Annotated in this window: 25 protein-coding genes; 11 read left to right on the forward strand and 14 right to left on the reverse strand. The window is 72.0% G+C overall.

Features of this window, described 5'->3' with window-relative positions; genetic code table 11:
• Position 1 precedes the first annotated feature (1 nt).
• From ACFXJ5_RS24970 to ACFXJ5_RS24980, 3 genes are all read left to right on the forward strand, one after another.
• Complete coding sequence (locus ACFXJ5_RS24970) at positions 2–676, forward strand: HAD family hydrolase (RefSeq protein ID WP_384635063.1); 675 nt, start codon at positions 2–4, stop codon at positions 674–676.
• The gene (locus tag ACFXJ5_RS24975) at positions 673–2,229 is read left to right on the forward strand and encodes a phosphocholine-specific phospholipase C (RefSeq protein WP_384635066.1); all 1,557 of its coding nucleotides are present in this window, start codon (positions 673–675) and stop codon (positions 2,227–2,229) included. The genes ACFXJ5_RS24970 and ACFXJ5_RS24975 overlap by 4 nt, the downstream gene beginning before the upstream one ends.
• A 237-nt stretch (positions 2,230–2,466) precedes the next feature.
• Positions 2,467–2,910, forward strand: a complete 444-nt coding sequence (locus ACFXJ5_RS24980; protein WP_384635069.1) for a cell division protein SepF — start codon at positions 2,467–2,469, stop codon at positions 2,908–2,910.
• Positions 2,911–2,976: 66 nt separating this feature from the next.
• On the opposite strand, the gene ACFXJ5_RS24985 is transcribed toward ACFXJ5_RS24980, so the two are convergent.
• Both ACFXJ5_RS24985 and ACFXJ5_RS24990 read right to left on the reverse strand, forming a co-directional pair.
• A complete protein-coding gene (locus ACFXJ5_RS24985; RefSeq protein ID WP_384635072.1) occupies positions 2,977–4,179 on the reverse strand; it encodes an acyl-CoA dehydrogenase family protein in 1,203 nt (400 codons plus the stop codon).
• A gap of 9 nt (positions 4,180–4,188) precedes the next feature.
• The gene (locus ACFXJ5_RS24990) at positions 4,189–5,823 is read right to left on the reverse strand and encodes an MFS transporter (protein ID WP_384635075.1); all 1,635 of its coding nucleotides are present in this window, start codon (positions 5,821–5,823) and stop codon (positions 4,189–4,191) included.
• A 192-nt stretch (positions 5,824–6,015) separates the two neighbouring features.
• On the opposite strand from ACFXJ5_RS24990, the gene ACFXJ5_RS24995 reads away from it, so the two are divergent.
• Together ACFXJ5_RS24995 and ACFXJ5_RS25000 are read left to right on the forward strand one after the other, a co-directional pair.
• Positions 6,016–7,191, forward strand: coding sequence for a mannosyltransferase family protein (locus ACFXJ5_RS24995; RefSeq protein WP_384635078.1), 1,176 nt, complete (start codon positions 6,016–6,018; stop codon positions 7,189–7,191).
• 226 nt (positions 7,192–7,417) lie between these two features.
• Positions 7,418–8,407 carry a phosphatase PAP2 family protein gene (locus tag ACFXJ5_RS25000; protein WP_384635080.1) on the forward strand — a complete coding sequence of 330 codons (990 nt, stop codon included), beginning with the start codon at positions 7,418–7,420 and terminating at the stop codon, positions 8,405–8,407.
• A gap of 3 nt (positions 8,408–8,410) precedes the next feature.
• Here ACFXJ5_RS25000 and ACFXJ5_RS25005 read toward each other — a convergent pair whose 3' ends face one another.
• Together ACFXJ5_RS25005 and ACFXJ5_RS25010 are read right to left on the reverse strand one after the other, a co-directional pair.
• Entirely contained in the window at positions 8,411–8,626 is a 216-nt protein-coding gene (locus ACFXJ5_RS25005; protein ID WP_384635083.1) for an I78 family peptidase inhibitor, read from the reverse strand.
• 254 nt (positions 8,627–8,880) lie between these two features.
• Entirely contained in the window at positions 8,881–9,792 is a 912-nt protein-coding gene (locus tag ACFXJ5_RS25010; RefSeq protein WP_384635086.1) for a bifunctional DNA primase/polymerase, read from the reverse strand.
• Between the two features lie 152 nt (positions 9,793–9,944).
• Here ACFXJ5_RS25010 and ctaD point away from each other — a divergent pair, with 152 nt between their 5' ends.
• Positions 9,945–11,609, forward strand: coding sequence for an aa3-type cytochrome oxidase subunit I (gene ctaD, locus ACFXJ5_RS25015; protein ID WP_384635089.1), 1,665 nt, complete (start codon positions 9,945–9,947; stop codon positions 11,607–11,609).
• A gap of 25 nt (positions 11,610–11,634) precedes the next feature.
• On the opposite strand, the gene ACFXJ5_RS25020 is transcribed toward ctaD, so the two are convergent.
• The 3 genes from ACFXJ5_RS25020 to ACFXJ5_RS25030 all read right to left on the reverse strand — a co-directional run bounded on the left by ACFXJ5_RS25020 (position 11,635) and on the right by ACFXJ5_RS25030 (position 14,901).
• Positions 11,635–12,915, reverse strand: coding sequence for a glycosyltransferase (locus ACFXJ5_RS25020; RefSeq protein ID WP_384635092.1), 1,281 nt, complete (start codon positions 12,913–12,915; stop codon positions 11,635–11,637).
• A gap of 158 nt (positions 12,916–13,073) precedes the next feature.
• The gene (locus ACFXJ5_RS25025; protein WP_384635094.1) at positions 13,074–14,378 is read right to left on the reverse strand and encodes an ABC transporter substrate-binding protein; all 1,305 of its coding nucleotides are present in this window, start codon (positions 14,376–14,378) and stop codon (positions 13,074–13,076) included.
• 1 nt (position 14,379) lies between these two features.
• On the reverse strand, positions 14,380–14,901 hold the full coding sequence (locus ACFXJ5_RS25030; RefSeq protein ID WP_384635096.1) for a hypothetical protein: 522 nt from the start codon (positions 14,899–14,901) through the stop codon (positions 14,380–14,382).
• Between the two features lie 78 nt (positions 14,902–14,979).
• Here ACFXJ5_RS25030 and ACFXJ5_RS25035 point away from each other — a divergent pair, with 78 nt between their 5' ends.
• The 3 genes from ACFXJ5_RS25035 to ACFXJ5_RS25045 are packed head-to-tail and all read left to right on the forward strand — an operon-like array spanning position 14,980 to position 18,681.
• Positions 14,980–15,417: a hypothetical protein gene (locus tag ACFXJ5_RS25035; protein ID WP_384635098.1), complete on the forward strand. Its 438-nt coding sequence runs from the start codon at positions 14,980–14,982 to the stop codon at positions 15,415–15,417.
• A gap of 1 nt (position 15,418) precedes the next feature.
• Positions 15,419–17,968, forward strand: a complete 2,550-nt coding sequence (locus tag ACFXJ5_RS25040) for an ABC transporter permease subunit (RefSeq protein WP_384635101.1) — start codon at positions 15,419–15,421, stop codon at positions 17,966–17,968.
• Entirely contained in the window at positions 17,965–18,681 is a 717-nt protein-coding gene (locus ACFXJ5_RS25045) for an ATP-binding cassette domain-containing protein (RefSeq protein ID WP_384635104.1), read from the forward strand. The genes ACFXJ5_RS25040 and ACFXJ5_RS25045 overlap by 4 nt, the downstream gene beginning before the upstream one ends.
• On the opposite strand, the gene ACFXJ5_RS25050 is transcribed toward ACFXJ5_RS25045, so the two are convergent.
• Both ACFXJ5_RS25050 and ACFXJ5_RS25055 read right to left on the reverse strand, forming a co-directional pair.
• Positions 18,650–19,105 carry a transglycosylase family protein gene (locus ACFXJ5_RS25050; protein WP_384635107.1) on the reverse strand — a complete coding sequence of 152 codons (456 nt, stop codon included), beginning with the start codon at positions 19,103–19,105 and terminating at the stop codon, positions 18,650–18,652. The two genes, ACFXJ5_RS25045 and ACFXJ5_RS25050, sit on opposite strands and share 32 nt — an antisense overlap.
• 95 nt (positions 19,106–19,200) lie before the next feature.
• A complete protein-coding gene (locus ACFXJ5_RS25055; RefSeq protein WP_384635110.1) occupies positions 19,201–19,803 on the reverse strand; it encodes a transglycosylase family protein in 603 nt (200 codons plus the stop codon).
• A 484-nt stretch (positions 19,804–20,287) separates the two neighbouring features.
• On the opposite strand from ACFXJ5_RS25055, the gene ACFXJ5_RS25060 reads away from it, so the two are divergent.
• Together ACFXJ5_RS25060 and ACFXJ5_RS25065 are read left to right on the forward strand one after the other, a co-directional pair.
• A complete protein-coding gene (locus ACFXJ5_RS25060) occupies positions 20,288–21,064 on the forward strand; it encodes a hypothetical protein (protein ID WP_384635113.1) in 777 nt (258 codons plus the stop codon).
• 122 nt (positions 21,065–21,186) lie between these two features.
• A complete protein-coding gene (locus ACFXJ5_RS25065; RefSeq protein ID WP_384635116.1) occupies positions 21,187–21,465 on the forward strand; it encodes a hypothetical protein in 279 nt (92 codons plus the stop codon).
• Between the two features lie 177 nt (positions 21,466–21,642).
• Here the strand turns inward: ACFXJ5_RS25065 and der are convergent, their stop codons facing one another.
• The 5 genes from der to aroH all read right to left on the reverse strand — a co-directional run bounded on the left by der (position 21,643) and on the right by aroH (position 26,232).
• A complete protein-coding gene (gene der, locus ACFXJ5_RS25070) occupies positions 21,643–23,100 on the reverse strand; it encodes a ribosome biogenesis GTPase Der (protein ID WP_384635236.1) in 1,458 nt (485 codons plus the stop codon).
• Positions 23,101–23,305: 205 nt separating this feature from the next.
• Positions 23,306–23,998, reverse strand: a complete 693-nt coding sequence (locus ACFXJ5_RS25075) for a lysophospholipid acyltransferase family protein (RefSeq protein ID WP_384635119.1) — start codon at positions 23,996–23,998, stop codon at positions 23,306–23,308.
• Positions 23,956–24,639, reverse strand: a complete 684-nt coding sequence (gene cmk, locus ACFXJ5_RS25080) for a (d)CMP kinase (RefSeq protein ID WP_384635122.1) — start codon at positions 24,637–24,639, stop codon at positions 23,956–23,958. The genes ACFXJ5_RS25075 and cmk overlap by 43 nt, the downstream gene beginning before the upstream one ends.
• Before the next feature lie 148 nt (positions 24,640–24,787).
• Positions 24,788–25,873, reverse strand: a complete 1,086-nt coding sequence (locus ACFXJ5_RS25085; protein ID WP_384635125.1) for a prephenate dehydrogenase — start codon at positions 25,871–25,873, stop codon at positions 24,788–24,790.
• The gene (gene aroH, locus ACFXJ5_RS25090) at positions 25,870–26,232 is read right to left on the reverse strand and encodes a chorismate mutase (RefSeq protein ID WP_384635128.1); all 363 of its coding nucleotides are present in this window, start codon (positions 26,230–26,232) and stop codon (positions 25,870–25,872) included. Before aroH ends, ACFXJ5_RS25085 begins: the two co-directional genes overlap by 4 nt.
• Between the last annotated feature and the right edge of the window lie 21 nt (positions 26,233–26,253).

Raw genomic sequence — 26,253 nt, forward strand, 5'->3', positions numbered from 1 at the left:
GTTGTCTCCCCGATCCGTCCTGCCCTCACACCTCGATGCCGTCCTCTTCGACATGGACGGCACGCTCGTCGACACGGAGAGAGTGTGGTGGCAGGCGGCGGCCGAAGCGGCCGCCCGGCTCGGACGGGACCTCAGCGACGCGGACATCCCCGATGTGCTCGGCCGCTCCGTCGGCCATACCGCCGCCCACCTGGCCCGTACGGCCACCGAACCCGTGCCGCTCGACCTGGCGGACCAGCTCGACGCCCGCTTCGCCGAGCTGGTGGCCCACGACGTCGTCCCCCGGCCCGGCGCGGTGGCCCTCCTGGAGGCGCTGCTTGCCGCCGGGATCACCACCGCCCTGGTCTCGGCCTCCCCGCGCCGGGTCGTCGACCTGGTCCTGGGCGTCCTGGGGCGGGAGTACTTCACGGTGTCGGTGTCGGCCGACGACACCGTACGCACCAAGCCCGACCCCGATCCCTACCTCGCCGCCGTCCGTCTGCTCGGCGCCCGCGCGGACCGCTGCGTCGCCGTCGAGGACACCCCCACCGGCGTCGCCTCGGCCGAAGCGGCGGGCTGCCCGGTCCTCGTCGTCCCCTCGATGGTGCCGATCGACCCCGCCCCGGGCCGCATCGTCCTCGACAGCCTCCATCAGGCCGACCCCGAACTGCTGCGCTCCCTGGTGGTCGTCCGGTGAGCCTCGAGGACATCCGCCATGTGGTGATCCTGATGCAGGAGAACCGCAGCTTCGACCACTACCTGGGGACGCTCGGCGGCGTACGCGGCTTCGCCGACCGGGAGGCCCTGGTCCTCCCGGACGGCGGCAGTGTCTTCCGCCAGCCGTCCCCCGGGGGCCGGCTGCTGCCGTACCGGCTGGACTCCAGCCGCTACAGCGCCCAGCACGCCGAAGAGCTCCCGCACGACCGGGACACCGGTCACCAGGCCATCAACGACGGCGCCATGAACGGCTGGGTGGCCGCCAAGGGCCCGCGCACCATGGGCTACTTCACCCGCGAGGACATCCCCTACCAGTACGCCCTCTCCGACGCCTTCACCACCTGCGACGCCTACTTCTGCTCGCAGGCGGGCCCGACCGACCCCAACCGGCTCTTCCTGTGGTCCGGCACCTCGGGCCCGTTCACCGACAACTCCGTCGTCACGGGTAATCCGCTGGCCGACTGGACGACGTACGCCGAGCGGCTGCACGAAGCGGGCGTGAGCTGGCGCGTCTACCACAATCCGGACGGCGAGGACGAGCGCGAGGGCGACTACGACTGCAACGGGCTGTCCTACTTCCGGCAGTTCCACGCCTTCCCGCCCGACGACCCCCGCCACGTCAACGCGATGACGCGCTGGGACCTCACCGCCTTCGACCAGCACTGCAAGGACGGCACCCTCCCGGCCGTCTCCTGGCTGGTCTCCCCGTTCCTGTCTTGTGAGCACCCCGCCGCGAGCCCCGCCTATGGCGCCGACTGGGTCAACACCGCGCTCCAGTCGCTCTTCGCCAACCCCGAGGTGTGGCGGCACACCGTCTTCCTGCTGATGTACGACGAGAACGACGGCTGGTTCGACCACGTCGTCCCGCCCTTCCCGCCGGCCGGCACACCGGACGAGTTCGTGGACGGCCGCCCGAAAGGGCTCGGCAACCGCGTGCCGCTGTGGGTGATCTCCCCCTGGTCGCGCGGCGGCTGGGTCAACTCCCAGGTCTTCGACCACACGTCCGTGCTGCGTTTCCTGGAACTGGTCACCGGCGTCGCCGAGCCCAACATCTCCGCCTGGCGGCGCGCCGTATGCGGTGACCTGACCAGCTGCTTCGACTTCGACCGGCCCGACTTCACGGTCCCGGAGCTCCCCGACACCAAGGCCCTGGTCAGGCTGGCCGACGCCGCCGCCTCCCTCCCCGCCGTCCCGCTACCGGTGCCGGTCCCCCCGGACTCGCCCCTAGCCCTGCCGGCCCAGGAGCCCGGGAACCGCCCGCGCCGCCCGCTGCCCTATGCGCCGGGTGCGGAAATCACCGTCGACCGGGCCACCGGCATAGTCACCTGCACCCTGACAAATGGCGGCTCGGTCGCCTTCCACTACACGGTTTTCCCTCGTACGCATTTCCCCTTCCGCGGCACGCCCTTCACGGTCGCGCCGGGCGCCACGGCGGCGTACACCTGGGATACGGAGCTGACGGGCGGCACGTACGACTTCACCGTCCATGGCGCCGACGGGTTCGTGCGCCGCTTCTCGGGTACGACCCAGTGAACTTGTCGTACCGGCGTACGGCCGTCCGGCCGACGTAGGTCACTCTCCCGGGGGAAAAGGCTTTGGCGTACCGTCAGCAGCCCGCTCCCTAGCGGCGACTGACCATTCAGCACTATTTTCTGCACCAGGTCTGTCACGAATCCCCCGCGCGGGGGCTATCCCCTTGGCGCAACATCCGCATCATGGACGACCATAGTGTTGCGGACAGCACAGACCGCGGGTGAGAGGAGGCGTCCAATGGGTTCGGTTCGAAAGGCGAGTGCCTGGCTGGGCCTCGTCGACGACAACGGCGGCGAGAACTACTACGACGAGGACTACGCCGACTACGGCGAGGGCGCCGGCCAGAACGAGTCCTGGGTCACCGACCCCCGGATCCGGGTGGCCGCCGACTCCGCCCAGGATCAGGGGCGCCGTATCGCCACGGTCACCCCGGACGGCTTCCGGGACGCCCGTGGCATCGGCGAGCTCTTCCGCGACGGCGTCCCCGTCATCGTCAACCTCACGGGTATGGAGCCCAACGACGCCAAGCGCGTCGTGGACTTCGCCGCCGGGCTGACCTTCGGGCTTCGCGGCTCCATCGAGCGCGTCGCCACCCGGGTCTTCCTGCTCACCCCGGCGGACTACACGGTCGTCAACGCCGACCCCAAGCACGGCGGCGACGGCTTCTTCAACCAGAGCTGAGGCCACGGGGGTCGGGGGATCGGTTTCCCCCCGGCCCTCGCGGATCCCCCGCCTGCCGCCGCCCCGTCAGTGGAAGGCGTCGAGGCCGGTCAACGCCTTGCCCAGCACCAGCTGGTGCATTTCCACCGTGCCCTCGTACGTGAGGACGGACTCCAGGTTCGTCGCGTGCCGCATCACCGGGTACTCCAGCGAGATCCCGTTCGCCCCGAGGATCGTGCGCGCCGTCCGGCAGATCTCGATCGCCTCGCGCACATTGTTGAGCTTGCCGAAGCTGACCTGCTCGGGCCGCAGTCGCCCGGCGTCCATGCGGCGGCCGAGGTGGTGGGCGAGCAGAATGCCTTTGTGGAGTTCGACGGCCATGTCGGCGAGCTTGGCCTGGGTGAGCTGGAAGCCGCCGATGGGCCGCCCGAACTGCTCGCGGGTCGTGGCGTAGGAGAGCGCCGTCTCGAAGCAGCTGCGCGCGGCGCCCATCGAGCCCCACACGATCCCGTACCGGGCGTGGCTGAGGCAGCTCAGGGGTCCCCTCAGGCCGACGGCCTCGGGCAGGACCGCGTCGCCGGGCAGCCGGACGTCGTCCAGGACGAGTTCGCTGGTCACGGAGGCCCGCAGCGACCACTTGTGCTTGATCTCCGGCGCCGAGAAGCCGGCCGCGTCCGTCGGGACGACGAAGCCCCGGATGCCCTCGTCGGTGCGGGCCCAGACGACGGCGACGCCGGCCACCGAACCGTTGGTGATCCACATCTTGCGGCCGCTGAGCACCCAGTCGGCCCCGTCCCGTTTCGCGTACGTGCGCATGCCTGCCGGGTCGGAGCCGTGGTCGGGCTCGGTGAGACCGAAGCAGCCGATGATCTCGCCCGAGGCCATCCGGGGGAGCCATTCCAGCCGCTGCTCCTCGGAGCCGAAGCGGTGGATGGCGTACATGGCCAGCGAGCCCTGTACGGACACCAGGGAGCGGATGCCGGAGTCGGCGGCCTCCAACTCCAGGCAGGCCAGGCCGTACTGCACGGCGCTCGCGCCGGCGCAGCCGTAGCCGGTCAGGGACATGCCGAGCGCGCCGATCGACCCGAGTTCACGGGCGAGTTCGCGGATGGCGGGGAGTTCGCCGCGCTCGTACCAGTCGGCGACGTACGGCAGGACGCGGTCGTCGGCCCAGCGGCGGACGGTGTCCCGGACGGCGAGGTCCTCGGCACTGAGGAGGTCGTCGAGGCCGAGCGGATCGTGCGGGTCGAAAGCGGGCAACGCTGAGAACGCAGTGGACACAGTGGACATGGCCAGACGCTACGTGCGCGCCTTCTCCGCGTAAAGGCCGACCGGGACCTGAGCCGGTATGTCCACCGTGGTGGCGGCGGCCGAGGCGGCGACGCCGCACTCCATCACGCGCGGCAGCCGCAGCGCCGCCAGCGCGCCGAGCAGCAGCAGTCCGGCGCTGACCAGCAGCGTGATGTGCAGGCCGTGGACGAACGAGTGCCGGGCGGCGTGCCGCAGGGCCGCGCCGGCGGAGCCGCCGAGCCGGTCGGAGACCTCGTAGGCCTCGCCGAGGGACTTGCCGGCGCTGGCGGAGGCCGCCGAGGGCACGCCGGGCACCCGCGATACGCCCGGCCCGTACGCGGCGTTCATGACGCTGCCGAGCAGGGCGATGCCTATGCCGGCGCCCAGCTGGTACGAGGTCTCGCCGATGGCGGCGGCGCCGCCGGCCTGCGCGGCGGGGGCTTCGCTCAGCATGGACTCGTACGCGCCGAAGAGCGTGGTCTCCAGGCCGAAGCCCAGCAGCACGAAGCCCGTCGTGAGCAGCCAGGGCCGGTCGTGCTGGCCCATGAAGGTCAGGCCGAGGACGGCCACGGCGGTGAGGACGAAGCCGAGGCTGACCATGACGCGTGGGCCGAAGCGGTGGAGCAGGCGGGAGCCGAAGAGCCCGGCGGCCATCGCGGCGAAGGTGAGCGGGAGCAGCCGCAGGCCGGTCGCCAGCGGGCTGAGGCCGAGCACGAGTTGCAGATACTGGACGGCGATCAGTTCCAGGCCGACCAGCGCGAGCATGGCCAGCACGATGCAGCCCACGGAGGTGCTGAAGGCCGGCCGCGAGAACATGCTCATGTCGATCAGCGGGAACTCGCGCCTGCGCTGCCGCCGTACGAACAGCACCAGCAGCGCCACACCGACCAGCAGCGGGACGAAGGTGCCGACGTCGAACAGCCCTTCGTGGCCGCCGATCCGCTTGACGCCCAGGACCGTGCCGAGCACACCGAAGGCGGCCATGAGCGCGCCGAGTACGTCCCAGGGGCCGTTGCGGCTGCCCCGGGACTCGGGGAGCAGCCAGCGGCCGATGGGCACGATGACCGCGAGCAGCGGGATGTTGATGAGGAAGACCGAGCCCCACCAGAAGTGCTCGACCAGGAAGCCGCCGAGGACCGGCCCGACGGCGGCGCCGACGGCGGCGACGGCGCTCCACACGCCGATCGCGACGGCGCGCTCACGGCGGTCGGGGAAGACCTGGCGGAGGATCGACAGGGTGGCCGGCATGATCATCGCGCCGCCGACCCCGAGCAGCGCGCGGGCCCCGATGAGGACGTGCGCATTGGGCGCGAAGGCGGCGATGGCCGAGGCGACGGCGAACAGGCCGTAACCGAGCAGCAGGACGCGGCGGCGGCCGACGCGGTCGCCGAGGGTGCCGAAGAGGATCAGGAGGGAGGCCGCGACGAGGGGGTAGACGTCGACGATCCACAGCAGCTCTATCGCGCCGGGGTGGAGGTCCTCGGTGACGGCCGGAACCGCGACGTGCAGCACCGTGGCGTCGAGAGCGACGAGCAGCAGGCTGATACAGAGGACGACGAGAACGGTCCAGCGGTTGGCCGGCCGGTTGTGCTGCCGTGGGACGTCCGCCGGCCTCACGTTGCCGGCAAAGGTCGTCCCTGTCATGTAGGTACCTCCCAGCGGTGCGCTCGCGGGCGGCGCTGGGCGGGGCAGTGGGGGACGGTCCCGTGGATGCCCAGCGGCGTAGGCGAGTGAAGAGGACAGCGTACGCGAAGCTCCGGCCCCGGCGCGTGGCCCGGGTCACGATCTGTGGGTGTGGAGCCGGTCACTGTGCGGCCGTGCCGGATAATCGGGCCGGTGACCGCACTCGCCACCGACACCGCGGCCTCCTCGCCGGGCCAGTCCCCGCCGAGGAGCGCCCTGCGCCTCGCCGCGCCCGCCCTCCTGGTCTACGCCGGGGTGCGGCTGCTCGGCCTGGCGGTGCTGGCCGCCTGGAGCGCGGCGGAGGGCAAGAGCCCCCACCAGCTGCTCTCCGCCCGCTGGGACTCGCTCTGGTACACCCGCGTCGCCGAGCAGGGGTACGGCTACACCGCCCACCTGGCCGACGGAGGCGTCCACTCCAGCCTCGCCTTCTTCCCGCTGCTGCCGGGCCTGGAGCACACCCTGGCCGCGCTGACCCCGCTGACCCCCCAGGACGCCGGGCTGGCGGTGAGCTGGCTCGCCTCGCTCTTCGCCGCCTGGGGCCTGTACGCGATCGGCGCCCTGCTCCACGACCGTCGTACGGGGGTGGTGCTGGCCACCCTGTGGGCGGTGCTGCCGGTCGGGATCGTCCAGTCGATGGCGTACACCGAGTCGCTGTTCACGGCGCTGGCCGTCTGGAGCCTGTACGCGGTGCTGACCCGCCGCTGGGTGTGGGCGGGGACGCTCGCCGTGGCGGCGGGACTCACCCGGCCGGTGGGGCTGGCGGTGGTGGCGGCGATCTGGGCCGGGGCGGCGGTCACGCTCGTACCGTGGCCCGGCTTCCGAGAGGTCTGGCGGGGGCACCGGCGCACCCTGTTCGCGGTGCTGGTCTCGCCGCTGGGCTGGCTGGGGTACGTGGCCTGGGTGGGGGTGCGCACCGGCAGCCCCACCGGCTACCCGGACATCCAGGCCCAGTGGGGCAACGGCTTCGACGGCGGCGTCGCCTTCGCCGGCTTCGTCTGGAAGAACCTGACCGGCCCGGTGTTCCTGGCCGGGGTGGGACTGTGCGCGGCGGTGGCGCTGATCGGCTGGCTGTACGTGCGCTGCGTACGGCAGGGCCAGCCGCTGCCGCTGCTGGTGTACGGCGGCGCGGTGGTCGCCCTGGCGCTGACCGGCTCGGGGTACTTCGGGTCCCGGCCCCGGCTGTTGATGCCGGCGTTCGTCCTGCTGCTGCCGGCGGCGGTGGCGCTGGCCCGGTGGCGGCCGGCCAGGGCGGCTTCGCTGCTGGTCACGGTGGCGCTGGCCTCGGCCGCGTACGGGGCGTTCTGGCTCAACGGCTCGGGTCCGCCATGAACCCGGCGGAACGCCAAGGTAAATAGCCGATAAACGAGGACGTCAATAAAAAATAAAGAGACCCGGGCTTCACCGAGTTCACTCGAACATAAAAGCCCCGCGCCTTCGCGCATTGCGTCGAATCCTGGCCACCGCGAGCAGAACGAGACACACCCCACATCACATCGTCATTACAAAGCAGCTGGATCGACCGGACTTCCCCATCACACGCTGTAACGTCGATTGAGTGCGCACCGAAGACAAGCTCGCTGAGGCAGAGGAGCGACCACGCGACCGCGTTCCGCTGCGGATGAGCCGAACGCGTGCCTGGTTGTTCGGCACGACCGTCGTCGCCTACGTGACGATCGTCGTTGCCGTCGTGACCTCGTCCAAGCTGGTCACACTCGACTGGCAGGTCATGATGTTCCGGCCGTACAAGCAGTGGCCGCAGATCCACGCTTTCCTGGACTACTTCGTGGTCCTGGGGCAGCGCGGGCCGACCGCCGTCATAGTCGCCGCCTGGCTGGGCTGGCGCTCGTGGCGTCAGCGGACCCTGCGTCCGCTGCTGGTCCTGGGCGCCTCGCTGCTCCTTCTGAACATCACCGTGGGCGCGGTCAAGGTCGGCCTCGGCCGGCTGGGCCCGCACTACGCGACCACCGTGGGCTCCCCCGAGCTCTTCGCCGGCGGCGATATATTTCCTTCGGGCCACACCGCCAATGCCGTCGTGACCTGGGGCGTTCTGGCCTATCTCGCCGGTACGCCGATAGTCCGCCGGGTCGCTTCGGTGATCGCCGCGCTGCTCGCGCTGGGCGTCGGCTTCACCACCATCTACCTCGGCACCCACTGGGTCAGCGATGTGATGCTGGGCTGGGCCGCGGGCCTGCTGGTCCTGCTGTCGCTGCCCTGGTTCGAGCCGGCGATCGCCATGGCCGAGGCCTATGTGCGGTCCGCGTGGATGCGCTGGCGTCTGGCCTCCGCCGGGCGCCGGGCGGTCCCCACCGTCCCGGCCCGGCATCCGGTCCGCGACGCGGTCAGTGCCACCGCCGGGTTCGCCGGACGTACGACGACCGGCACCGCCACGGCCACCGGGATACCGCACCACCCGCCCCGGCCGCACACCGCGCGTCACGAGCGGACGCCGGTCACCCCGGTCGGCAGCCGCCGGCCGCCCGCCGACCGCCCCTCCCGGCCCGCGCCGTTGGGGCCGCCGGTGCGCGGCCGGGGTGCCACGAGCTGACCCTCAGCCGGACCAGGCGCGGGTCACCGTGCCGTCCGCGACCGTGAAGTTCAGCCTCCCCGAGCGGTATTCCATGGTGATGATCGCGCCGGGCGGTAGGGATCGGACCGTGGTCCAGCCCTGCCCCCTGGCGCGCCGTTCGGCCTCCTCTGCGGAGAGGCCGACGTAGGTCTCCGGGTTGTCCTGCGGCTGCGGTCCGGGGCTCGGAATGGATGCCATACCGGCCACCGTAGGCGCATAGTCGCTGCCGTGGAAGCGGCACCCCGGCGTGATCGTCACACTTCTGTCACAGAAACCGGAGTGGCGTTTGGCGTAGCCCGTTCACTCGTTGGAGGTAGGTTTTTCGACCTCTCAGGGAACTCTCATGAATTTCCCTTACCGGTCTCATAAAACCCGCCGGGGAATTCCGGTGATCGCCCCGGGACACCGACCGACACACTTTCCTCACAACACCGCCCCAGTGGTCACTCGACTCATCGCCCGTCAGATATCCGAGCACGAATGGCGTACCCACCGAACCTGCGTGCGGCGGAGTGCACGGTCGCCCTCGCCTCGCGCTCCGGCAGTCCGATACGAAGGGCCGCGTCGACCAGCGCGTCGGCGACATCCTCCCCGTGGCCGGTCTCGTAGGCGCGGCAGGCGGCCCAGTAGAGCCGCTCGTTGCGCTCCCCCTGGACCGAGCCGAGGACGAAGTTGACCAGCGGAGCGGCGGACCGGCCGGCCCGGGTGGGCATACGGACCGGGGCGGGCGGCGCGGGCGGGGCCGGTGGCGGGGCGAGCAGCCGCAGCAGCCCGGCCGGGGCGGGGGCCGGGGGCAGATAGGCGGTGCCGGGGGCCAGCCGGTAGCGGCCGGCGCGGGTGCGCGAGCCGGGGCCGACCAGATAGCCGCCGGAGCCGCGCACATCGATGCCGGGGGCTATGCGGCGTACGGAGTTGGACACCACCAGGCCGGCCGGGCCGCTCAGCCACAGATGGCGGCCGCCGCTCGGGGTGATGACGGTACGGGTCAGCGGCACCGTGAAGTCATGGGCGGCGGCCAGCAAGGTCAGGTCCCGCATGCCGTCGGCGGCGCCCTTGCGGTCCAGGTCGAGGCCGATCAGATGCTGCGGGGGCCGCCCGCAGGCCACCCCGTAGCCCCGGGCCCAGGGGGCGGCGGCGAACAGCTCGCGCACCCGCGCCGGGTCCGACGAGGCGTCGTACACGCCGTGCCCGAGCCGTCCGCACTCACCGCGGCAGGGGGACGGCCCCGCGGCCGGGCCCGTCTCGTCCCGGTGCGGGGAGCGGAGGGCGGGCAGCTTGGAGCGCGCCAGCGGGAAGACCGCCAGCCCTTGCGTGGCGGCCGCCAGCGCGTGTTGCACGGCGTGGGTGTAATCGGGATGCACCACCCGGTTATCGTACGTCCGTTCGAGTCGGGGCGCACCAGTGCATTTCCGGCCGTCTTCGGGTGTTCCGCGTGGCACCCTCGCCACGGATCCGGCGCCGTGCGCATCATGGGGCGTTCCGCCCGGATGCTGCGTAGCGAGGCGAGGGGGCACGCATGGGGACCGACACCGCACCGGCCGACCCCGGAGTGGCAGCGGCCCGCCATCCCGGGCGGCTGGTCGTGGACTGGCTCACCACCACCGACCACAAGAAGATCGGCCACCTCTACCTGATCACGTCGTTCGGGTTCTTCCTGGTGGGCGGCCTGATGGCGCTGCTGATGCGCGCGGAGCTGGCGCGGCCCGGGCTGCAGCTGGTCTCCAACGACACCTACAACCAGCTGTTCACCCTGCACGGCACGATCATGCTGCTGCTCTTCGCGACCCCGACCTTCGCCGGCTTCGCCAACGAGATCATGCCGCTGCAGATCGGCTCCCCCGATGTCGCCTTCCCCCGGCTGAACATGTTCTCGTACTGGCTGTTCCTCTTCGGCGGCCTCATCGTGGTCGGCGGCCTGCTGGTGCCCGAGGGCGCGGCGTCCTTCGGCTGGTTCGCCTACGCGCCGCTGAACAGCGCCACCCGCTCCCCCGGCATCGGCGCCGACATGTGGATCGTGGGGCTGGCCCTGGCCGGCTTCGGCACCATCCTCGGCGCGGTCAACTTCATCACGACCATCATCGGGATGCGGGCCCCCGGGATGACGATGTTCCGGATGCCGATCTTCACCTGGAACGTGCTGTTCACGTCGATCCTGGTGCTCTTCGCCTTCCCGGTGCTGGCTGCCGCGCTGCTCTGCCTGGAGGCCGACCGGCGCTTCGGCGCGGTGGTCTTCGAGCCCCAGAACGGCGGGGCGCTGCTGTGGCAGCACCTGTTCTGGTTCTTCGGGCATCCCGAGGTCTACATCATCGCGCTGCCGTTCTTCGGCATCATCAGCGAGATCATCCCGGTCTTCTCACGGAAGCCGATCTTCGGCTACGTGTCGCTGATCGGTGCGACCATGGCCATCGCCGGGCTGTCGATCGTGGTCTGGGCGCACCACATGTTCGTCACCGGCGCGGTGCTGCTGCCCTTCTTCTCCTTCATGTCCTTCCTCATCGCGGTGCCGACGGGGGTGAAGTTCTTCAACTGGATCGGCACCATGTGGCACGGCTCGCTGTCCTTCGAGACCCCCATGCTGTGGGCGGCCGGCTTCCTGGTCAGCTTTCTGTTCGGCGGCCTGACCGGCGTCATCCTGGCCTCGCCGCCGCTGGACTTCCACGTCAGCGACACGTACTTCGTCGTCGCCCACTTCCATTACGTGGTCTTCGGCACCGTCGCCTTCGCGACCTTCGCCGGCTTCTACTTCTGGTGGCCCAAGCTCACCGGCAAGATGCTCGACGAGCGGCTGGGCAAGATCCAGTTCTGGACCCTCTTCGTCGGCTTCCACACCACCTTCCTGGTCCAGCACTGGCTGGGCGTCGAGGGCATGCCCCGCCGGTACGCCGACTACCTGGCCGCCGACGGCTTCACCGCCCTCAACACGGTCTCCACGATCGGCGCCTTCCTGCTGGGGATCTCCACCCTCCCCTTCCTCTACAACGTCTGGAAGACCCACAGGTACGGGACGAAGGTCGACGTCGACGACCCCTGGGGCTACGGCCGCTCCCTGGAGTGGGCGACCTCCTGCCCGCCGCCCCGCCACAACTTCCTCACCCTGCCGAAGATCCGCTCCGAGTCGCCGGCCTTCGACCTGCACCACCCCGAAATGGCCACGCAGGCCGAGGCCGACGAGCGGGTGTGAGCGCCGTCAGGGCAGGTGACGATGTCTACCGGGCCCTGACCGCCCGCCTCGCGCGCCGCGCCACAGCCCTGGCCACGTCCTTGCACAGGTAGGCCGCCCCGAGGGCCGGCCCGCCCGTACGGCGGCCGAGGCGCCGGGCCAGGCCGGCCATTCCGCGGCGTTCCCTGAGCAGCTGCTCGAAGAGGTCGGCGCAGACGCGGGCGATGCGGTCGGGATCGTAGTGCCGGGCCTTCTCCCGGGCGGCACGGCCCATCGCGCGGCGGCGGTCCTCGTCGCCGATGAGGTCGAGCAGGGCGGCGGCCATGGCGTCGAGGTCGCGCGGCGGGACGAGCAGGCCGTCCTTGCCGTGGTCGATGATCTCGCCGGGGCCGAGCGGGCAGTCGGTGCTGACGACGGGCAGGCCGACCGTCATTCCCTCGACGATGGTCATACCGAAGGACTCCATGGCGGAGGAGACCGCCAGGATCGAGCCCTTGGCCATCTCCGGTTCGACGGGGGCGACCTGTCCCATCAGCCGTACGTACTCGCCCAGTTGGAGTTCCTCGATCAGCTCGGCCAGCTCGTCGCGCTGGACCCCGCCGCCATAGATCCGCAGACCCCAGTCGGGCCGTTCGGTGACGACCTTGCCGAAGGCGCGGATCAGGTCGCCGTAGCGCTTGACGGGGACGAGCCTTCCCGCGGCCACGACGTACTTCGCCGTCAGGTCGGAGGGCGCGGCGCCGGTGTCGGGCACGCTGTTCGGCACCGCCCGGACCCGTACCCCCGGCAGTCGCAGCCGGCGGCGGTACGCGGCGGCGTCGGCCTCGGTGGTCGTGGTCACCGCGTCGAGGCGCGGATACATCCGGCGCAGCGTGAGGGTGAGCCGGGCGGGGTGGGTGTCCAGGGTGAGGTGCTCCTGGGCGACGCGCACCAGGCCGCGCGGGGCCTGGCGGGCGATGTGGACGTTGAGCCCCGGACGGGTGCCGATCACGACGTCCGTGTCCAGTTCGGCCAGCCAGTGGCCGATCCGCTGGTCGGTGAGCCTGCTGTACTGCCGGTAGCGGCTCTCTGCGACCGGGAAGACCTTCGCCGGCTGCTGGTGGAGCGGGTGTTCGCCTTCGTACGTCGGGCTCTTCTTCCGCAGGTCGACCAGGTGCCGCAGCGGGACCTCCGGGGCGAGTGCGAGGACCGGCTTCTCGCGGTGCCGGAACACGGAGGCGATCTCGACCTCGTGGCCCTGCCCGGCCAGCGCACCGGCCAGATTGAACGTCGTACGGATGGTCCCGCCCAGTCCGTAGGCGTTGTGGAGCAGGAATGTGATGCGCATGCGTCCCCGTCATTCAGCGGCTCCCCGCGGACTTTCGTCCGCCTTCCGAAGGCAAGACCCGCTCCCCCCACACCTGGTTGTTCGCCATGACCTCCTTGTGGCGGAGCTGTGATCACATCGGTAGCCGGACCCGGACAACCTTTCCGGCGGCCGACGCGTCAAGCACCGTACGGGAGTTGGGGGACGACAAAGCAGTTCTTCCGCATGTCGCCGCCCCTGGTGAGCCATCCTCCGTGGCCGTTCTTCGCACGGTCGCTCCACTGGGCGACCGACAGGCAGGTGCGGGCGGTGGCCGGCGGTTTCGCCGTCGAGGTGAAGCGCACCGGGAGCAGCAGCCCGCCCGCGTCGTACGGCTTCCCGGCGACGAAGCGTTCCACGCACGCGCGGGTCACGGAGCCGTCGCAGGAGCGGATCGCGTCGGTCAGCCACATGGCGGCGGCCCAGCCCTCCAGCTGCCACTGGGCGAGCCGGCCCGTCTTCCTGGCCGCCATGCCGGTACGGAAGGCGCGGACGGCCGGGTCGGCGGTGTCGTCGTAGTTGCGGCTGGCCGAGGTCGCCCAGAGCGCGTTGCGGCAGCCGGCCGCGTCCTTGTAGTCGGACGGGACGGTCGACGCCCAGTTCTGGACGTTGGTGACCTTGGCGGTGACGGTGACGCCGGCGCTCTGCATGGCACGGCAGAGCTGGCCGTTGCCGTGGGTGTCCATGGCGTCGAAGAGGATGTCGGCGTGACGGGCGCGCAGATCGGCGGCGACGGCACGGAAGTTGGGCAGCGCGAAGTCGACCTCCTCGCGGACGGTCCGGTAGCCCTCCACCTTCAGGCCGCGCAGGATCTGGTCGGCGTAGCGGGCCGAGGAGGCCTGGTTGTAGTAGACGACGGCCGCCGTACGGGCCTTGAGCCGCTCCTTGAAGAAGCGGTAGACCTCGGTGCCCGCGTAGAGCCGGCCGCCCCAGCCGGGGGTGCCGTCGCGCGGGGCGGCGCTGCCGTAGATGCCGTAGAGGTGCGGGTAGGTGTCGTACTCGGTGCCGATGGGGATGCCGCCGATGTCGGGGACGCCCTTGCGGCTGACGTAGGGGGCGCCGGCGTAGTCCAGGGAGCTGGTGGCGACGAGGGCGAACACCTTGGCCTTGTCGACGAGTTCGCGTACGCACTGGTTGTTGCCGAAGCCGCTGCCGCCGTCGTCGCAGGTGACGGCCTCCAGGCGGTGGCCGTTGACGCCGCCCTCGGCGTTGACGGCGTCGAGGTAGGCGAGGGCGCCGTCGCGCGGGGCGGAGAAGGCGCCGCCGCCGACGGGGCTGGTGGCGCTGGTGATGATGCCGACCTTGAGGGTGGCCGCGCTCCGGCCCGGAGTCGGGCGGCCGGTGAAGTCGCTTTCGGGCAGACGGCTGCCGCAGGCGACGAGGAACAGTACGGCGAGGGCCAGGGCGAGAGCCGGGGCCGTCAGGGGCCGGGCCGCCCGGCGCACGTCAACAGCCCGGGACAGAACCGCCGGTGCCGCTGCTGCTGTCCATGTTGATCAGGCCGCACAGGCTCTTGACGGAGACCTTCCAGACCTTGTCCTGGAGGACGGAGGTGCCGGTGGCGTCGGTCAGTACGTTCTGGCCGGACAGGGAGAGCGTGTAGGTGATGGTCGCCTCGGTCGGGGAGGTGAACTCGACCTTGCTGACCTTCGCCTTGACCTTGCCGACCCGGCTGTCCCCGGCGAAGGCCTGGAGCACCAGCTGGAGTTGGTCGCCGTTCTGCAGCAGCTTGGCCTTGTCCTTGACCGGGGTGTCCGGCGAGAAGAACTTCTCCCAGTTCTCCCGCACCTGCTGCTCGGCGGCGGAGGAGGAGGCGGCTGCCGAGGGGACGGCGCTGACCGTGGCGGTGGGTGTCGAGGTGTTCTGGCCGCCGCCCTTGTTGTCGCTGCCGCAGCCTGCGACCGTGATCAGGAGTGCCGCCGTCAGCAGCCCCCCGGTCAGGCGTCCGATGCGTCCGGTGCGGGCCATCTGCCTCACCATCCCTTGCCCCCGTTGGCATATCGATACTGCCACTAATCGGTGGACATGCCCATACACTGGCACATCATGAGGTGGACCGCAGCCCGTACTCACTGGGTCGGCTGGGTGGCCGTCGCCGCCGGTGCGGTGCTGTGCGTACTGGGCTGGTACGGGATCTCCGGCGAGCGGTACGTGGCGCGGCAGCTGCCCTATCTGGCCTCGTCGACCATCCCGGGGGCCGCGCTGATCGTGGCGGGCTCGGTGCTGGTCGCCGCGCGGCAGCCACGGGAGGAGCGGGCGGAAGCGGACGAGGCCTGGTCCACCGGGTCGGAGCCCTCCGCGCCGGAGCCGCCCGGACCGGTGGCCGTCTCCACGGACCCGCCCGTCCGCGTGCCCGGCGGGAAGCTCTACCACCGGCCGGACTGCCCCCTGGTCGCGGGCAAGCCGGGAGCCGAGCCGGTACCGGGACGGGAACCGGTCCTGAGCCCATGCCCCGTCTGCGAGCCGCAGGGCGAAACGCACTGACATGGCGTCGCTGACGTACGACCTCACGCTCGCCGGGGTCGCCGTCGGCAGCGCGGCCGCGCTCACCGGCATCGGGCTGGTCGTCACCTACCGGGCCACCGGCGTCCTCAACCTCGCGCACGGCGCGATCGCCATGGTGACGGCCTACGTCCTGCGCGGCCTCGTCGTCGTCCACGGCTGGCCGCTGTGGCTCGCGGCCGCCGTCAGCCTGCTCGTCGTCGCCCCCGGCATCGGGCTCGCCCTCGACCGGTTCGTCTTCCGGCCGCTCGCGGTGCGCGAGGCGGGCCCGGCCGAGACGCTGGTCGCGACGGTCGGCGTCTTCGTCCTGCTGGTCGGCGCCGCGTATCTGGCGTGGGGCGGCGACGCCCGGCCCGACGCGCCGGTTCTGGTGCCGGGGGACCCGTGGGCGCAGCTCGCGGCGGTGGTGCTGCTGGCGGCGGCCGTGGGGGCCGTCACCCGGTGGACGGCCTTCGGCATGCGGCTGCGGGCCGTCGTCGACGACCGGCGCCTCGCCGCGCTCGCGGGGATCGACGCGAACCGGGTGGCCGCCGCCGGCTGGGCTTTCGGCGCCTTCACGGCGGGGCTGGCCGGAGTGCTGCTGGCGCCCTATCTGCGGCTCGATCCGTACGGCCTCTCGCTGCTGGTCATGGAGACCATGGCGGTCGCCGTGGCGGCGGGCATGCGGAGCCTGCCGGTGGCCGTCGGCGTCGCGCTGGGGGTGGGCGTCGCCCAGAGCCAGCTCACCCGGCTGCACCCGCCGGGCGCCTGGGAACCCCTCGTCCAGGCCATCGGGTCGAATCTGTTCGTGGTCGCGCTGCTGGTGGCGGTCCTGGTGCTGCCGGCGCTGCCCGTGGTCGGGGCCTCGGACGGCGGTTCGGCCGTGGTGCGGCGGCGCGTCGCTTCCTGGGGACCCCGGACCGGCGTGGGCGGGGGGCCGGCGCTTGCGTGGGTGGTCGCGGGGATTCTGTTCCTGCTGCCGCTGGGCTTCGCGGGGAGTGATCTGACGACGTCCGTGCAGGTGCCGGCGATGGGCCTGATCCTGCTGTCGCTGGTGGTGGTGACGGGCCTGGGCGGCCAGATCTCGCTGGGCCAGGCCGCTTACGCGGGGCTCGGGGCCCTGTTCACCGCGCTGCTCGCGGCCGGGCGCTTCCCCGGGGTGCCCGCGCTGCCGCAGCTCGCCGCGCTGGCGGTGGCCGTGCTCCTCGTCGCGCCGCTCGGCCTGCTGACGGGCGGCCCCGCTGTGCGCCGGCGCGGGCTGGCGCTGGCGCTGGCCACCTTCGCGGTGGGGGTCGCGGTGAGCCGCTTCGTCTTCGACCAGCCGTACGCCACCTCGGGGCTGGCCCTCGCCAGGCCGGACGGTTTCGTCGCGGACCGGGCCTACTACGTCCTCGAACTGGTACTGCTCGGCGCCGCGTTGCTGGCCGTACGGGCACTGCGCAGGGGGCGGACCGGGCGGGCGCTGGCCGCCATGGCAGACCACGAGGCTGGGGCGGCGGCGGCCGGGGTGCCGGTGGCGGGGCTGAAGCTGGTCACCTTCGTGGTGGGGGCGGCGCTGGCCGCGTTGGGCGGGGGGCTGCTCGGGATGGGCGTACAGGCCTTCGACGCGGGCGCCTTCGATCCCGTACGGGGGCTGTTGTGGTTCGCCGCCGTCATCGTTCTGGGCGCGGACAGCCCGCTCGGCGCGATGGCGGCCGCCGCGCTGCTCATCGGCCTCGACGCCGGCACGAAGGAGGGCGTGGCCGCAGCGCTGATCGGCCTGCTCGCGATCTTCCCGTTCCTCTCGCCGAGCCGGTTCCTGACGGCCGAGCGGCGGCCGTCCGCCCCGGTGTCGCCACGCCGGACCGTGCCGGGCCCCGCCGCGGCCCCGGGGGTTCGGCTGACGGCGCGTGGGATCCGGATGGCGTACGGCGGGATCGCGGCGGTGGACGGGGTGGACATCGCGGTCGCGCCGGGACGGGTGACGGCCTTGGTCGGGCCGAACGGGGCCGGGAAGAGCACGCTGTTCCACTGCCTGTGCGGCACCCTGCGGCCGGAGAAGGGCCACGTGGTGCTGGCGGGGCGGGAGGTGACGCGGGTGTCGGCGCACGGGCGGGCGAGGCGTGGCGTGGCCCGTACGTTCCAGGAGGTGGCGGTCTTCCCGGGGCTGACGGTGGCGGAGAACGTACAGGTCGGGGCGGAACAGGGGCGAACGCGGGATCCCGGAGCCGTGGAACGGGTGTTGCGGCTGCTCAGGCTGGAGGCCGTGCGGGACTCCGCGGCCGCCGGGCTGCCGACGGGCACCCTGCGGCGGGTCGAGCTGGGCCGGGCGCTGGCCGGGGCGCCGGGGGTGCTGCTGCTGGACGAACCGGCGGCGGGGCTGGACACGGCCGAGGTGGAGGCACTCGGGACGGTGCTGCGGGCGCTGGCGGCCGACGGGACGGCGGTGTTGCTGGTCGAGCACGACCTGGAGCTGGTGGCCGGGCTCGCGCACACGGTCTACGCGATGGAGGCCGGCCGGATCATCGCGTGCGGCCACCCCGGGGACGTACTCAGGGGGTTGGCCCGGCTATGAGCGTCGAGATCGCGCTGAGCGCCGCCCGCGTCCGCTACGGACCCCTGGAGGCCCTGCACGGCGTGGACCTGGCCGTCCCCGCCGGAACGGCGACCGTGCTGCTGGGCCGCAACGGCGCCGGCCGGACGACGGTGCTGCGGGCCCTCGCGGGCACCGCCCGGCTCACGGCGGGCCGGGTGGTCTGGCGCGGCCAGGACGTGACGCGGCTGCCTGCGCACCGACGGGCGCGGCGGGGGCTGGTGCTCGTACCGGACCGGCGGCCGGTGTTCGGGTCACTGACGGTGGCGGAGAATCTGCGTGTTTTCGCCGGCTCGGGCGGCTCGACGGACCCCGCGCTCGACGCCTTCCCCGCGCTGCGGCCGCTGTTGGGCCACCGCGCCGGGACCCTGTCCGGGGGCGAGCAGCGGATGCTGGCCGTGTCGCGGGCGCTGCTGGGCCCGGCCCGGCGGCTGGCGCTGCTGGACGAGCCGGGGCTCGGCCTGTCCCCGGCGGCGGCAGCGCGTACGTACGAAGTCCTGGCCGCCCTCTGCGCGGAGGGCGCCCGGACCGTGGTGGTGGCGGAGCAACGGCTGCCGGCGGCGCTGCGCCCGGTGACGGCGGTGGTGTACGAACTGCGGCGCGGGGCGGTCGCCTTCCGCGGCGAGCCGGGCGAACTGGACGAGCCGCCCGGAGGCAGGCGGCTCACGGCAGGCGGATCAGCGTCCCCGGGGTGAGGTCCGCACCGGGATTGAGGCTTTGGAGCTCCTGCGCGCCACCCGGCACCTGGAAGCGGTCGGCGATCGACTCCAGCGTGTCCCCGGGCTGTACGGCGTGCCAGCGCCCGGAGAGGCCGAGTTGGCCCGAGCAGTCGGGCCAGGCCTCCCAGCCCTGGTCGCGGAGGATGTCCTCGGCGACGGTGATCTGGTCGTCGCGCGAGGCGAGGTCGGGGCGCGGGGCGTAGGCGGCGCCGCCGTGCTCGGTCCAGGTGGCCTGCCAGATCTGCAGACCGCCGTAGAAGCCGTTTCCGGTGTCGGCGTCCCAGATCCCGCTGCTCTCGCAGGCGGCGAGGTCGTCCCAGACCGGGGCGTGGCCGACGGCGGCGGCCGGGGCCATCACGGCGGAGACGGCAAGCACGGCGGCGCTGAGGAAGTGGGCCATGCGCCAGCACGCTAGGCCCGGGCCCGGCGGTCACCGCGCCGCCGCGCCCGGGCCCCACCCGGTCGGCTCAGAGCCCTCCCGGGGGCCTCAGGGCCTCAGAGCGCGAGCCGCTGCCCCGGCAGGATCCGGTTCGGATCGTCGCCGATGACCGGCCTGTTCGCGGCGTACAGCTTCTTCCAGGCCGTGTGGTGGGCCGCCGCGATCCCGCTGAGGGTGTCGCCGGGCTTCACCGTGTAGCGGTGCTTCGCGTCGCTGTGCGCCACCTTCGCACGGCTGTGGGCGCGGCCCGTGTGCGTGGTGGCCCGCTTGGCGGGCTTGACCTTTGTCGTGGCCCGGGGCGCGGCCCCGTACGCTCCCGCCTTCACGGAGCAGGTCGGCCAGGCCCCCCAGCCCTGCGCGCGCTGCACCTTCGTCGCGACGGCGATCTGTTCGGACCGGCCGGCCCGGTCGGCGGTGGCCGCGTAGGCCGTGCCGCCGTAGGCCCGCCAGGTCCCGGCGGAGAACTGCAGTCCGCCGTAGTACCCGTTGCCGGTGTTGATGTGCCAGTTCCCGCCGCTCTCGCACGTCGCGATGCGGTCCCACACTCCGCTGCCGGCGGCCGAGGCCTCCCCCGCCGTGGCCATGACGGCCAGCGGGGACAGGACTGCGGCGCTGCCCACGAGCACTGCGGTTTTACGGTACTTGGCTATGACGGCCATGGATTCCCTCTCCACGGACCCGGGATGTCCCCCTGCATTTCGTTGCGGGACCGCGTGCCCCGGCGCATCGGACGCCGGTGCGGTGCGGCCCTTCGCCCCACGTTCGAGCGATCCCGGGCGGTGCTCCTTGCACACGGCGGAGGAATCTATGGGCTATCGTCCCGCTATCAAACAAATGCCCGTCGTTGCAGGCCAGTTGAGGGTTACTCGCAGTAAAGTCCTTTTCCGGACACCGGATTGATGAGCTGATTTCGTACTAAATCAACACACTGCATATGCGACGTGTGACCCAGCTCATATCCAACCCACCCGACCCGGGGCCAAGGTTGGACATGGAGTGACCGCCTCCGGTCCCCCGCTCACCGTGTGCATACACCACCGGACGTGAGAACGGAGAAAGGCGTGACTCCCGACACAGATCGTCCGTTGTCTATACGTGCCGGACAACGTCCGGCGAAGGAGCCGCACAGTCAGGGAGGCTTTCGTGCCGGCCATGCTCGATGTCAGCGACGAGGTACGCGCCGAGATCGGCGAACAGGAGGCCGAGCGTCTGCTGGCCGGTGATAGCGCGCCGGGCACATACGACTGCACCTCCTGCCGCACTCCGGGTGACACCTCGAAGGAACGCACCAGCACCGTGCTCTTCGTGGGTGACGAGACCGCGGTCCTCGCCTTCGCCCACGCGACCTGCATCCCCTCGCAGGTCGTACCCGTCTCCGAGCAGCAGCTCCAGGGCGCGGTGCACACCTTCGAGGGCGACGCGGCGGCCGCCGCCGCCCCGGAGGTGGACGCCGAGCCGCGCCAGGCGGTGCTCGGGATCACCTGCGGGCTCGTCCTGGTGAAGGACTCGATCTGCCCCGCCCTGGTGATCGAGCCCACGGGCCCGATCTCCCGGCCCGGCCAGCAGGACAACGGCGACGAGTTCCTGCCCATCCTGATCGAGCAGGGCTTCCTGCCGGTCAGCGACCTGGCCGTACCGCCGTCCCCGAACGCCGGCTGGTCCGTGCTGCTCGCCATGGGCCAGCTGCACGCCATCCTCCAGCCCGGCGCCGCGGGCGCCTGGTGGCAGGCGCACCAGCCACTGCCCGTCAGCGACGGCTGGCGCGTGGCGGTCAACAAGACCAACGAGGTGTACGTCTACGCGGCCCCGGTCGGCAGCATCGGCCAGCAACCCCGCGAGGACCTGCTCCAGTCCGCCCTCGCCCGCGCGGCCGAGCGCGGCCTCCTGGTCGGCGCGACCATGCCGCTCTCCGGCACCTGACCGAGCAGCGATCGACAGGGCGCGTACGGAATTCCGTACGCGCCCTCGTCGTGCGCGGACAGAATTCCGTAAATCAGCCGTACGCCCGCATCCAGGACGAACCATCACTCGTTGGCACAGACGTGCACACCTTTGACGCCTCCCGAGCCCAGTACCGCAGCCAGATCCCGTCCATGCGAGCCGCGTCGCAGGACACCTACGGAGGCTCGGGCACACCGATCTACGACGCCCTCTACTCCGAGTACCGCCGCCTCTTCCGCACCCTGCCCGGCGACCGCACCGGCGAGGAGTCCCTCCGCTTCAACGGCTTCGAGCCCCTCCAGCGCGCCGGACGCCACCGCGGAGCCGTCCCCGCCGCACTCCCCCCGGGCACGACCGACAACCGGCTCCCCGGCCTCTAGCGGCTACTTCTTCCGGCCGCGCTTCTCCCGCACCCGCACCGACACCTGGATCGGCGTCCCCTCGAAGCCGAACTCCTCGCGCAGCCGGCGCTCGATGCTGCAACATCCCGGGGAGCGACCCCCCGGACCCCCACGAAAGACCTCCGCGCGGCCACCCGCGCAGCCAGGTCACCGGCACTACTTCTTCCGGCCGCGCTTCTCCCGCACCCGCACCGACACCTGGATCGGCGTCCCCTCGAAGCCGAACTCCTCGCGCAGCCGGCGCTCGATGAAGCGGCGGTAGCCGGCCTCAAGGAAGCCCGAGGCGAAGAGGACGAAGCGCGGGGGCTTGGTGCCGGCCTGGGTGCCGAAGAGGATGCGGGGCTGCTTGCCGCCGCGGATGGGGTGGGGGTGGGAGGCGACGATCTCACCGAGGAAGGCGTTGAGGCGGCCGGTGGGGACGCGGGTCTCCCAGCCCTCCAGGGCGGTCTCGATGGCCGGGACGAGCTTCTCCATGTGGCGGCCGGTGAGCGCCGAGACGTTCACCCGGGGCGCCCACTGGACCTGGACCAGATCCCGCTCGATCTCGCGCTCGAGGTAGTAGCGGCGCTCCTCGTCGAGCTGGTCCCACTTGTTGTACGCGATGACGACCGCGCGCCCGGCCTCGACCGCCATCGTGATGATCCGGAGGTCCTGCACGCTGATGGACTCGGTGCCGTCGATCAGGATGACCGCGACCTCGGCCTTCTCGACGGCGGCGGCGGTGCGGAGCGAGGCGTAGTAGTCGGCGCCCTCCTGGAGGTGGACGCGGCGGCGGATGCCGGCGGTGTCCACGAACTTCCAGGTCTTGCCGCCGAGTTGGATCAGCTCGTCGACCGGGTCGCGGGTGGTGCCGGCGACCTCGTTGACGACGACCCGGTCCTCGCCGGCGACCTTGTTGAGCAGGCTGGACTTGCCGACGTTCGGCCGGCCGATGAGCGCGACCCGGCGCGGCCCGCCGAGGGCCTCGCCGAAGGTCTGGGCGGGTGCCTCCGGCAGCGCCTCGAGGATCGCGTCCAGCAGGTCGCCGGTGCCACGGCCGTGCAGCGACGACACCGGGTACGGCTCGCCCAGGCCCAGGTTCCACAGCGCGGTGGCGTCCGCCTCGCCGGAGGGGCCGTCGACCTTGTTGGCGGCCAGGACGACGGGCTTGCCGGCCTTGCGGAGCAGCCGGACGACGGCCTCGTCGGTGTCGGTCGCGCCGACCGTGGAGTCGACCACGAAGACCACCGCGTCGGCGGCCGAGATGGCGTACTCGGCCTGCGCCGCGACGGACGCGTCGATGCCGAGTACGTCCTGCTCCCAGCCGCCGGTGTCGACGATCTTGAAGCGGCGGCCGTTCCAGGTCGCCTCGTACGTCACCCGGTCCCGCGTCACGCCGGGCTTGTCCTCGACGACCGCCTCACGGCGGCCGATGATCCGGTTCACGAGGGTCGACTTGCCGACGTTCGGCCGGCCGACCACCGCGAGCACGGGCAGCGGGCCGTGGCCCGCCGCCGCGAGGTCACCGGCGACCTCGTCGAGGTCGAAGCCCTCCTCGGCGGCGAGCTCCATGAACTCGGCGTATTCGACGTCGCCGAGCGCGCCGACTTCGCCGTACTCGTTCTCGATCTCCATCACGTCACCCGCGCACTCCCTGATTCACCCTGAAGGGGTAGTGCGCTTCCTTTCCTCAAAGTCCTACTCTTGGCGCATTGCAGGGCAGGGCTTGCCCTTCGCTCGGCCCCGAGCTGAGCGAGAAGCCCCCGGCATCGGCCGGGGGAGGAGTCACGAAAGCGTCTTCTCCGTCGGTCGAGCGTAATCGACGGCACCAGAGACACTTTCAGACGCGCTGCGTAGCGCGCTTTGCATAAACCAGGTGTGCCGTCAGGCGCTCCTGGATGCGCACCGTGGCGGCGTCCATTGCCGTACGGGTGCGCCGGCCGCTGCCGTCGCCGGCGTCGAAGGGGTCACCGAAGACCACGTCGATCCGGCTGCGCAACGGCGGCAGCGCGGATATCACCCGCCCGGAGCGGGCACTGCCCAGCACCGCCACCGGCACCACGGGCGTGCCCGAGCGCACCGCGAAGTACGCCAGACCGGCCCGCAGCTCGGCGAAGTCACCCTCGCCGCGGGTGCCTTCCGGGAAGATCCCGAGGACCCCGCCGCGCTCCAGGACGCCGAGCGCGGCGGTGATCGCCGTACGGTCGGCGCTCTCCCGGTCGACGGCGACATGGCCGACCGCGCGCAGGAACGGGTCCATCGGGCCGACGAACGCTTCCTTCTTCACCAGGAAGTGCACCGGACGCGGCGACGTACCGATGATCATCGGGCCGTCCACGTTGTGCGAGTGGTTCCCGGCGAGGATGACCGGCCCTACGGCCGGCACCCGCCACGAGCCGAGCACGCGCGGCCGCCACAGGCCGTTCATCAACCCGATCCCGATGCGGCGGCCGACCGCCGCGCCTCGTGCCGCCGGGACGGTCGTCTCCGTCACGCGGCGACCCGCTTCTCCTCGACGAGGGTGACGACGCACTCGATGACCTGCTCCAGGGTGAGCTCGCTCGTGTCGACCTCTATGGCGTCCTCCGCCTTGGCCAGCGGCGACGTCTTACGCCCCGAGTCCGCCGCGTCCCGCTTCACCAGCGCCGCGTGGGTCGCCGCCAGGTCGGCGGGGCCCTTGGCCTGCAGCTCGCCCGCGCGGCGTGCGGCCCGCGCCTCGGCCGAGGCCGTCAGGAAGATCTTCACCGTCGCGTCCGGCAGCACCGTCGTGCCGATGTCCCGGCCCTCCACGACGATCCCCGCCGTGGCCTTCTCCGCCGCCTCGCGCTGCAGCTCCACCAGTCGCGTCCGCACCTCCGGCACCGCGCTCACCGCGCTCACCGCCGCCGTGACCTCCGGCGTACGGATCGGTCCCGACGCGTCCACGCCGTCCACCGTGATCGTCGGCGCCAGCGGGTCGCTCCCCGACTCGATCACCGGCTTCGCCGCCGCGTTCGCCACCGCGGCCCGGTCGTTCACATCGACGCCATTGCTCAGCATCCACCAGGTGATCGCCCGGTACTGGGCCCCGGTGTCCAGGTAGCTCAGGCCGAGCTCGGCCGCGACCGCCTTCGAAGTGCTGGACTTGCCAGTGCCCGAGGGGCCGTCGATCGCCACGATCACCGGATTCGACACAGTCGGGGGACCTTCCTTGTACGCGGTGGGAGATGGCAACACGCCATCCCCCAAGGTTACCGGTCGCCCACCCACCCCCGTACCACGGACGGCCCAGCGCCGGCACGGGTGGCCGGGCGATCCAGCCCGTCCGGCGTTTGAGGACCCCCTAGGCGCGGAGGGACCAGCCCCGCCCCCGCAGGGCCGCGGCCAGGCCGGGCGCGGCGGAGGGCTCGACCATGAGCTGGACGAGACCGGCCTGCTGGCCAGTGGAGTGCTCGATGCGGACGTCCTCGATGTTGACGCCGGCACGGCCCGCGTCGGCGAAGAGGCGAGCCAGCTCGCCCGGCTGGTCACCGATGAGGACGGCGACGACCTCATAGGACTTGGGCGCGGAGCCATGCTTGCCTGGCACCTTGGCCTGGCCGGCGTTGCCCCGGCGCAGTATGTCCTCGATGCCGGTCGCACCCTCCCGCCGCTTCACCTCGTCCGCGGACTGAAGCGCCCGCAGTGCCTCGACGGTCTCCGTCAGGTCCCCGGCGAGGTCGGCGAGCACGTCCGCCACCGGCCCCGGATTCGCGGAGAGGATGTCGATCCACATGCCGGGCTCGGAGGCGGCGATCCGGGTCACGTCACGGATGCCCTGCCCGCACAGCCGCACCGCCGTCTCCTCGGCGTGCTGCAGCCGGGCCGCGACCATGCTCGACACCAGGTGCGGCGTGTGGGACACGAGGGCCACCGCCCGGTCGTGGGAGTCGGCGTCCATGACCACCGGCACGGCCCGGCAGAGAGCGACGAGCTCCAGGGCGAGGTTGAGGACCTCGGTGTCGGTCTCCGGGGTGGGGGTGAGCACCCAGGGGCGCCCCTCGAAGAGCTCGGCGGTCGCGGCGAGCGGGCCGGAGCGCTCGCGGCCGGCCATCGGATGCGTACCGACGTAGGCGCGCATGTCGACGCCGAGGGCCTCCATGTCGCGGCGCGGGCCGCCCTTCACGCTCGCCACGTCCAGGTAGCCGCGGGCGCGCCCGCGCCGCTGCGCCTCGGCGAGCGTCGTGGCGACGTGCGCGGGCGGTACGGCGATGATCGCGAGGTCGACGGGACCGACCGGGGCCTCGTCCGTGCCGGCGCCGAGCGCGGACGCGGTACGGGCGGCGGAGGGGTCGTGGTCCTCCAAGTGCACCCCCACGCCCCGCGCGGCGAGCGCGAGCGCGGCCGAGGTGCCGATGAGGCCGGTGCCGATGACGAGGGCGGTTCTCACTGGGCGATGTCCTTGCGAAGGGCGGCAGCGGCGCCGAGGTAGACGTGGGAGACCTCACCCTTGCTGAGCCCGGTCTCGACGTGGGCGAGTATCCGTACGACCCGTGGCATCGCCCCCGCGATGTCCAGCTCCTGCGCGCAGACCAGCGGCACGTCGGTGATGCCGAGCTTGCGCGCGGCGACCGCCGGGAAGTCGCTGTGCAGATCGGGCGTGGCCGTGAAGATCACGCTGATGAGGTCGTCCACGGCGATGCCGTTGCGCTCCAGGATGGCGGTGAGCAGCTCCGAGACCTGCCCGTGCATGTGCTCCGCTTCGTCCCGTTCCAGCTGGACGGCTCCGCGGACCGCTCGTACCGCCACGTCACTGCTCCTCGTTCGGCT

Source organism: Streptomyces sp. NPDC059373 (assembly GCF_042751495.1).
Lineage (GTDB): Bacteria > Actinomycetota > Actinomycetes > Streptomycetales > Streptomycetaceae > Actinacidiphila.

Coding starts and splice junctions, on each gene's coding strand:
- ACFXJ5_RS25035 (WP_384635098.1), top strand. CDS start 14,980: ATGAGGTGGACCGCAGCCCGTACTCACTGGGTCGGCTGGGTGGCCGTC.
- ctaD (WP_384635089.1), top strand. CDS start 9,945: ATGGGGACCGACACCGCACCGGCCGACCCCGGAGTGGCAGCGGCCCGC.
- ACFXJ5_RS24985 (WP_384635072.1), bottom strand. CDS start 4,179: ATGTCCACTGTGTCCACTGCGTTCTCAGCGTTGCCCGCTTTCGACCCG.
- der (WP_384635236.1), bottom strand. CDS start 23,100: ATGGAGATCGAGAACGAGTACGGCGAAGTCGGCGCGCTCGGCGACGTC.
- ACFXJ5_RS25040 (WP_384635101.1), top strand. CDS start 15,419: ATGGCGTCGCTGACGTACGACCTCACGCTCGCCGGGGTCGCCGTCGGC.
- ACFXJ5_RS25045 (WP_384635104.1), top strand. CDS start 17,965: ATGAGCGTCGAGATCGCGCTGAGCGCCGCCCGCGTCCGCTACGGACCC.
- ACFXJ5_RS25020 (WP_384635092.1), bottom strand. CDS start 12,915: ATGCGCATCACATTCCTGCTCCACAACGCCTACGGACTGGGCGGGACC.
- ACFXJ5_RS25055 (WP_384635110.1), bottom strand. CDS start 19,803: ATGGCCGTCATAGCCAAGTACCGTAAAACCGCAGTGCTCGTGGGCAGC.
- ACFXJ5_RS25005 (WP_384635083.1), bottom strand. CDS start 8,626: ATGGCATCCATTCCGAGCCCCGGACCGCAGCCGCAGGACAACCCGGAG.
- ACFXJ5_RS24980 (WP_384635069.1), top strand. CDS start 2,467: ATGGGTTCGGTTCGAAAGGCGAGTGCCTGGCTGGGCCTCGTCGACGAC.
- ACFXJ5_RS24990 (WP_384635075.1), bottom strand. CDS start 5,823: ATGACAGGGACGACCTTTGCCGGCAACGTGAGGCCGGCGGACGTCCCA.
- ACFXJ5_RS25050 (WP_384635107.1), bottom strand. CDS start 19,105: ATGGCCCACTTCCTCAGCGCCGCCGTGCTTGCCGTCTCCGCCGTGATG.
- ACFXJ5_RS25030 (WP_384635096.1), bottom strand. CDS start 14,901: ATGGCCCGCACCGGACGCATCGGACGCCTGACCGGGGGGCTGCTGACG.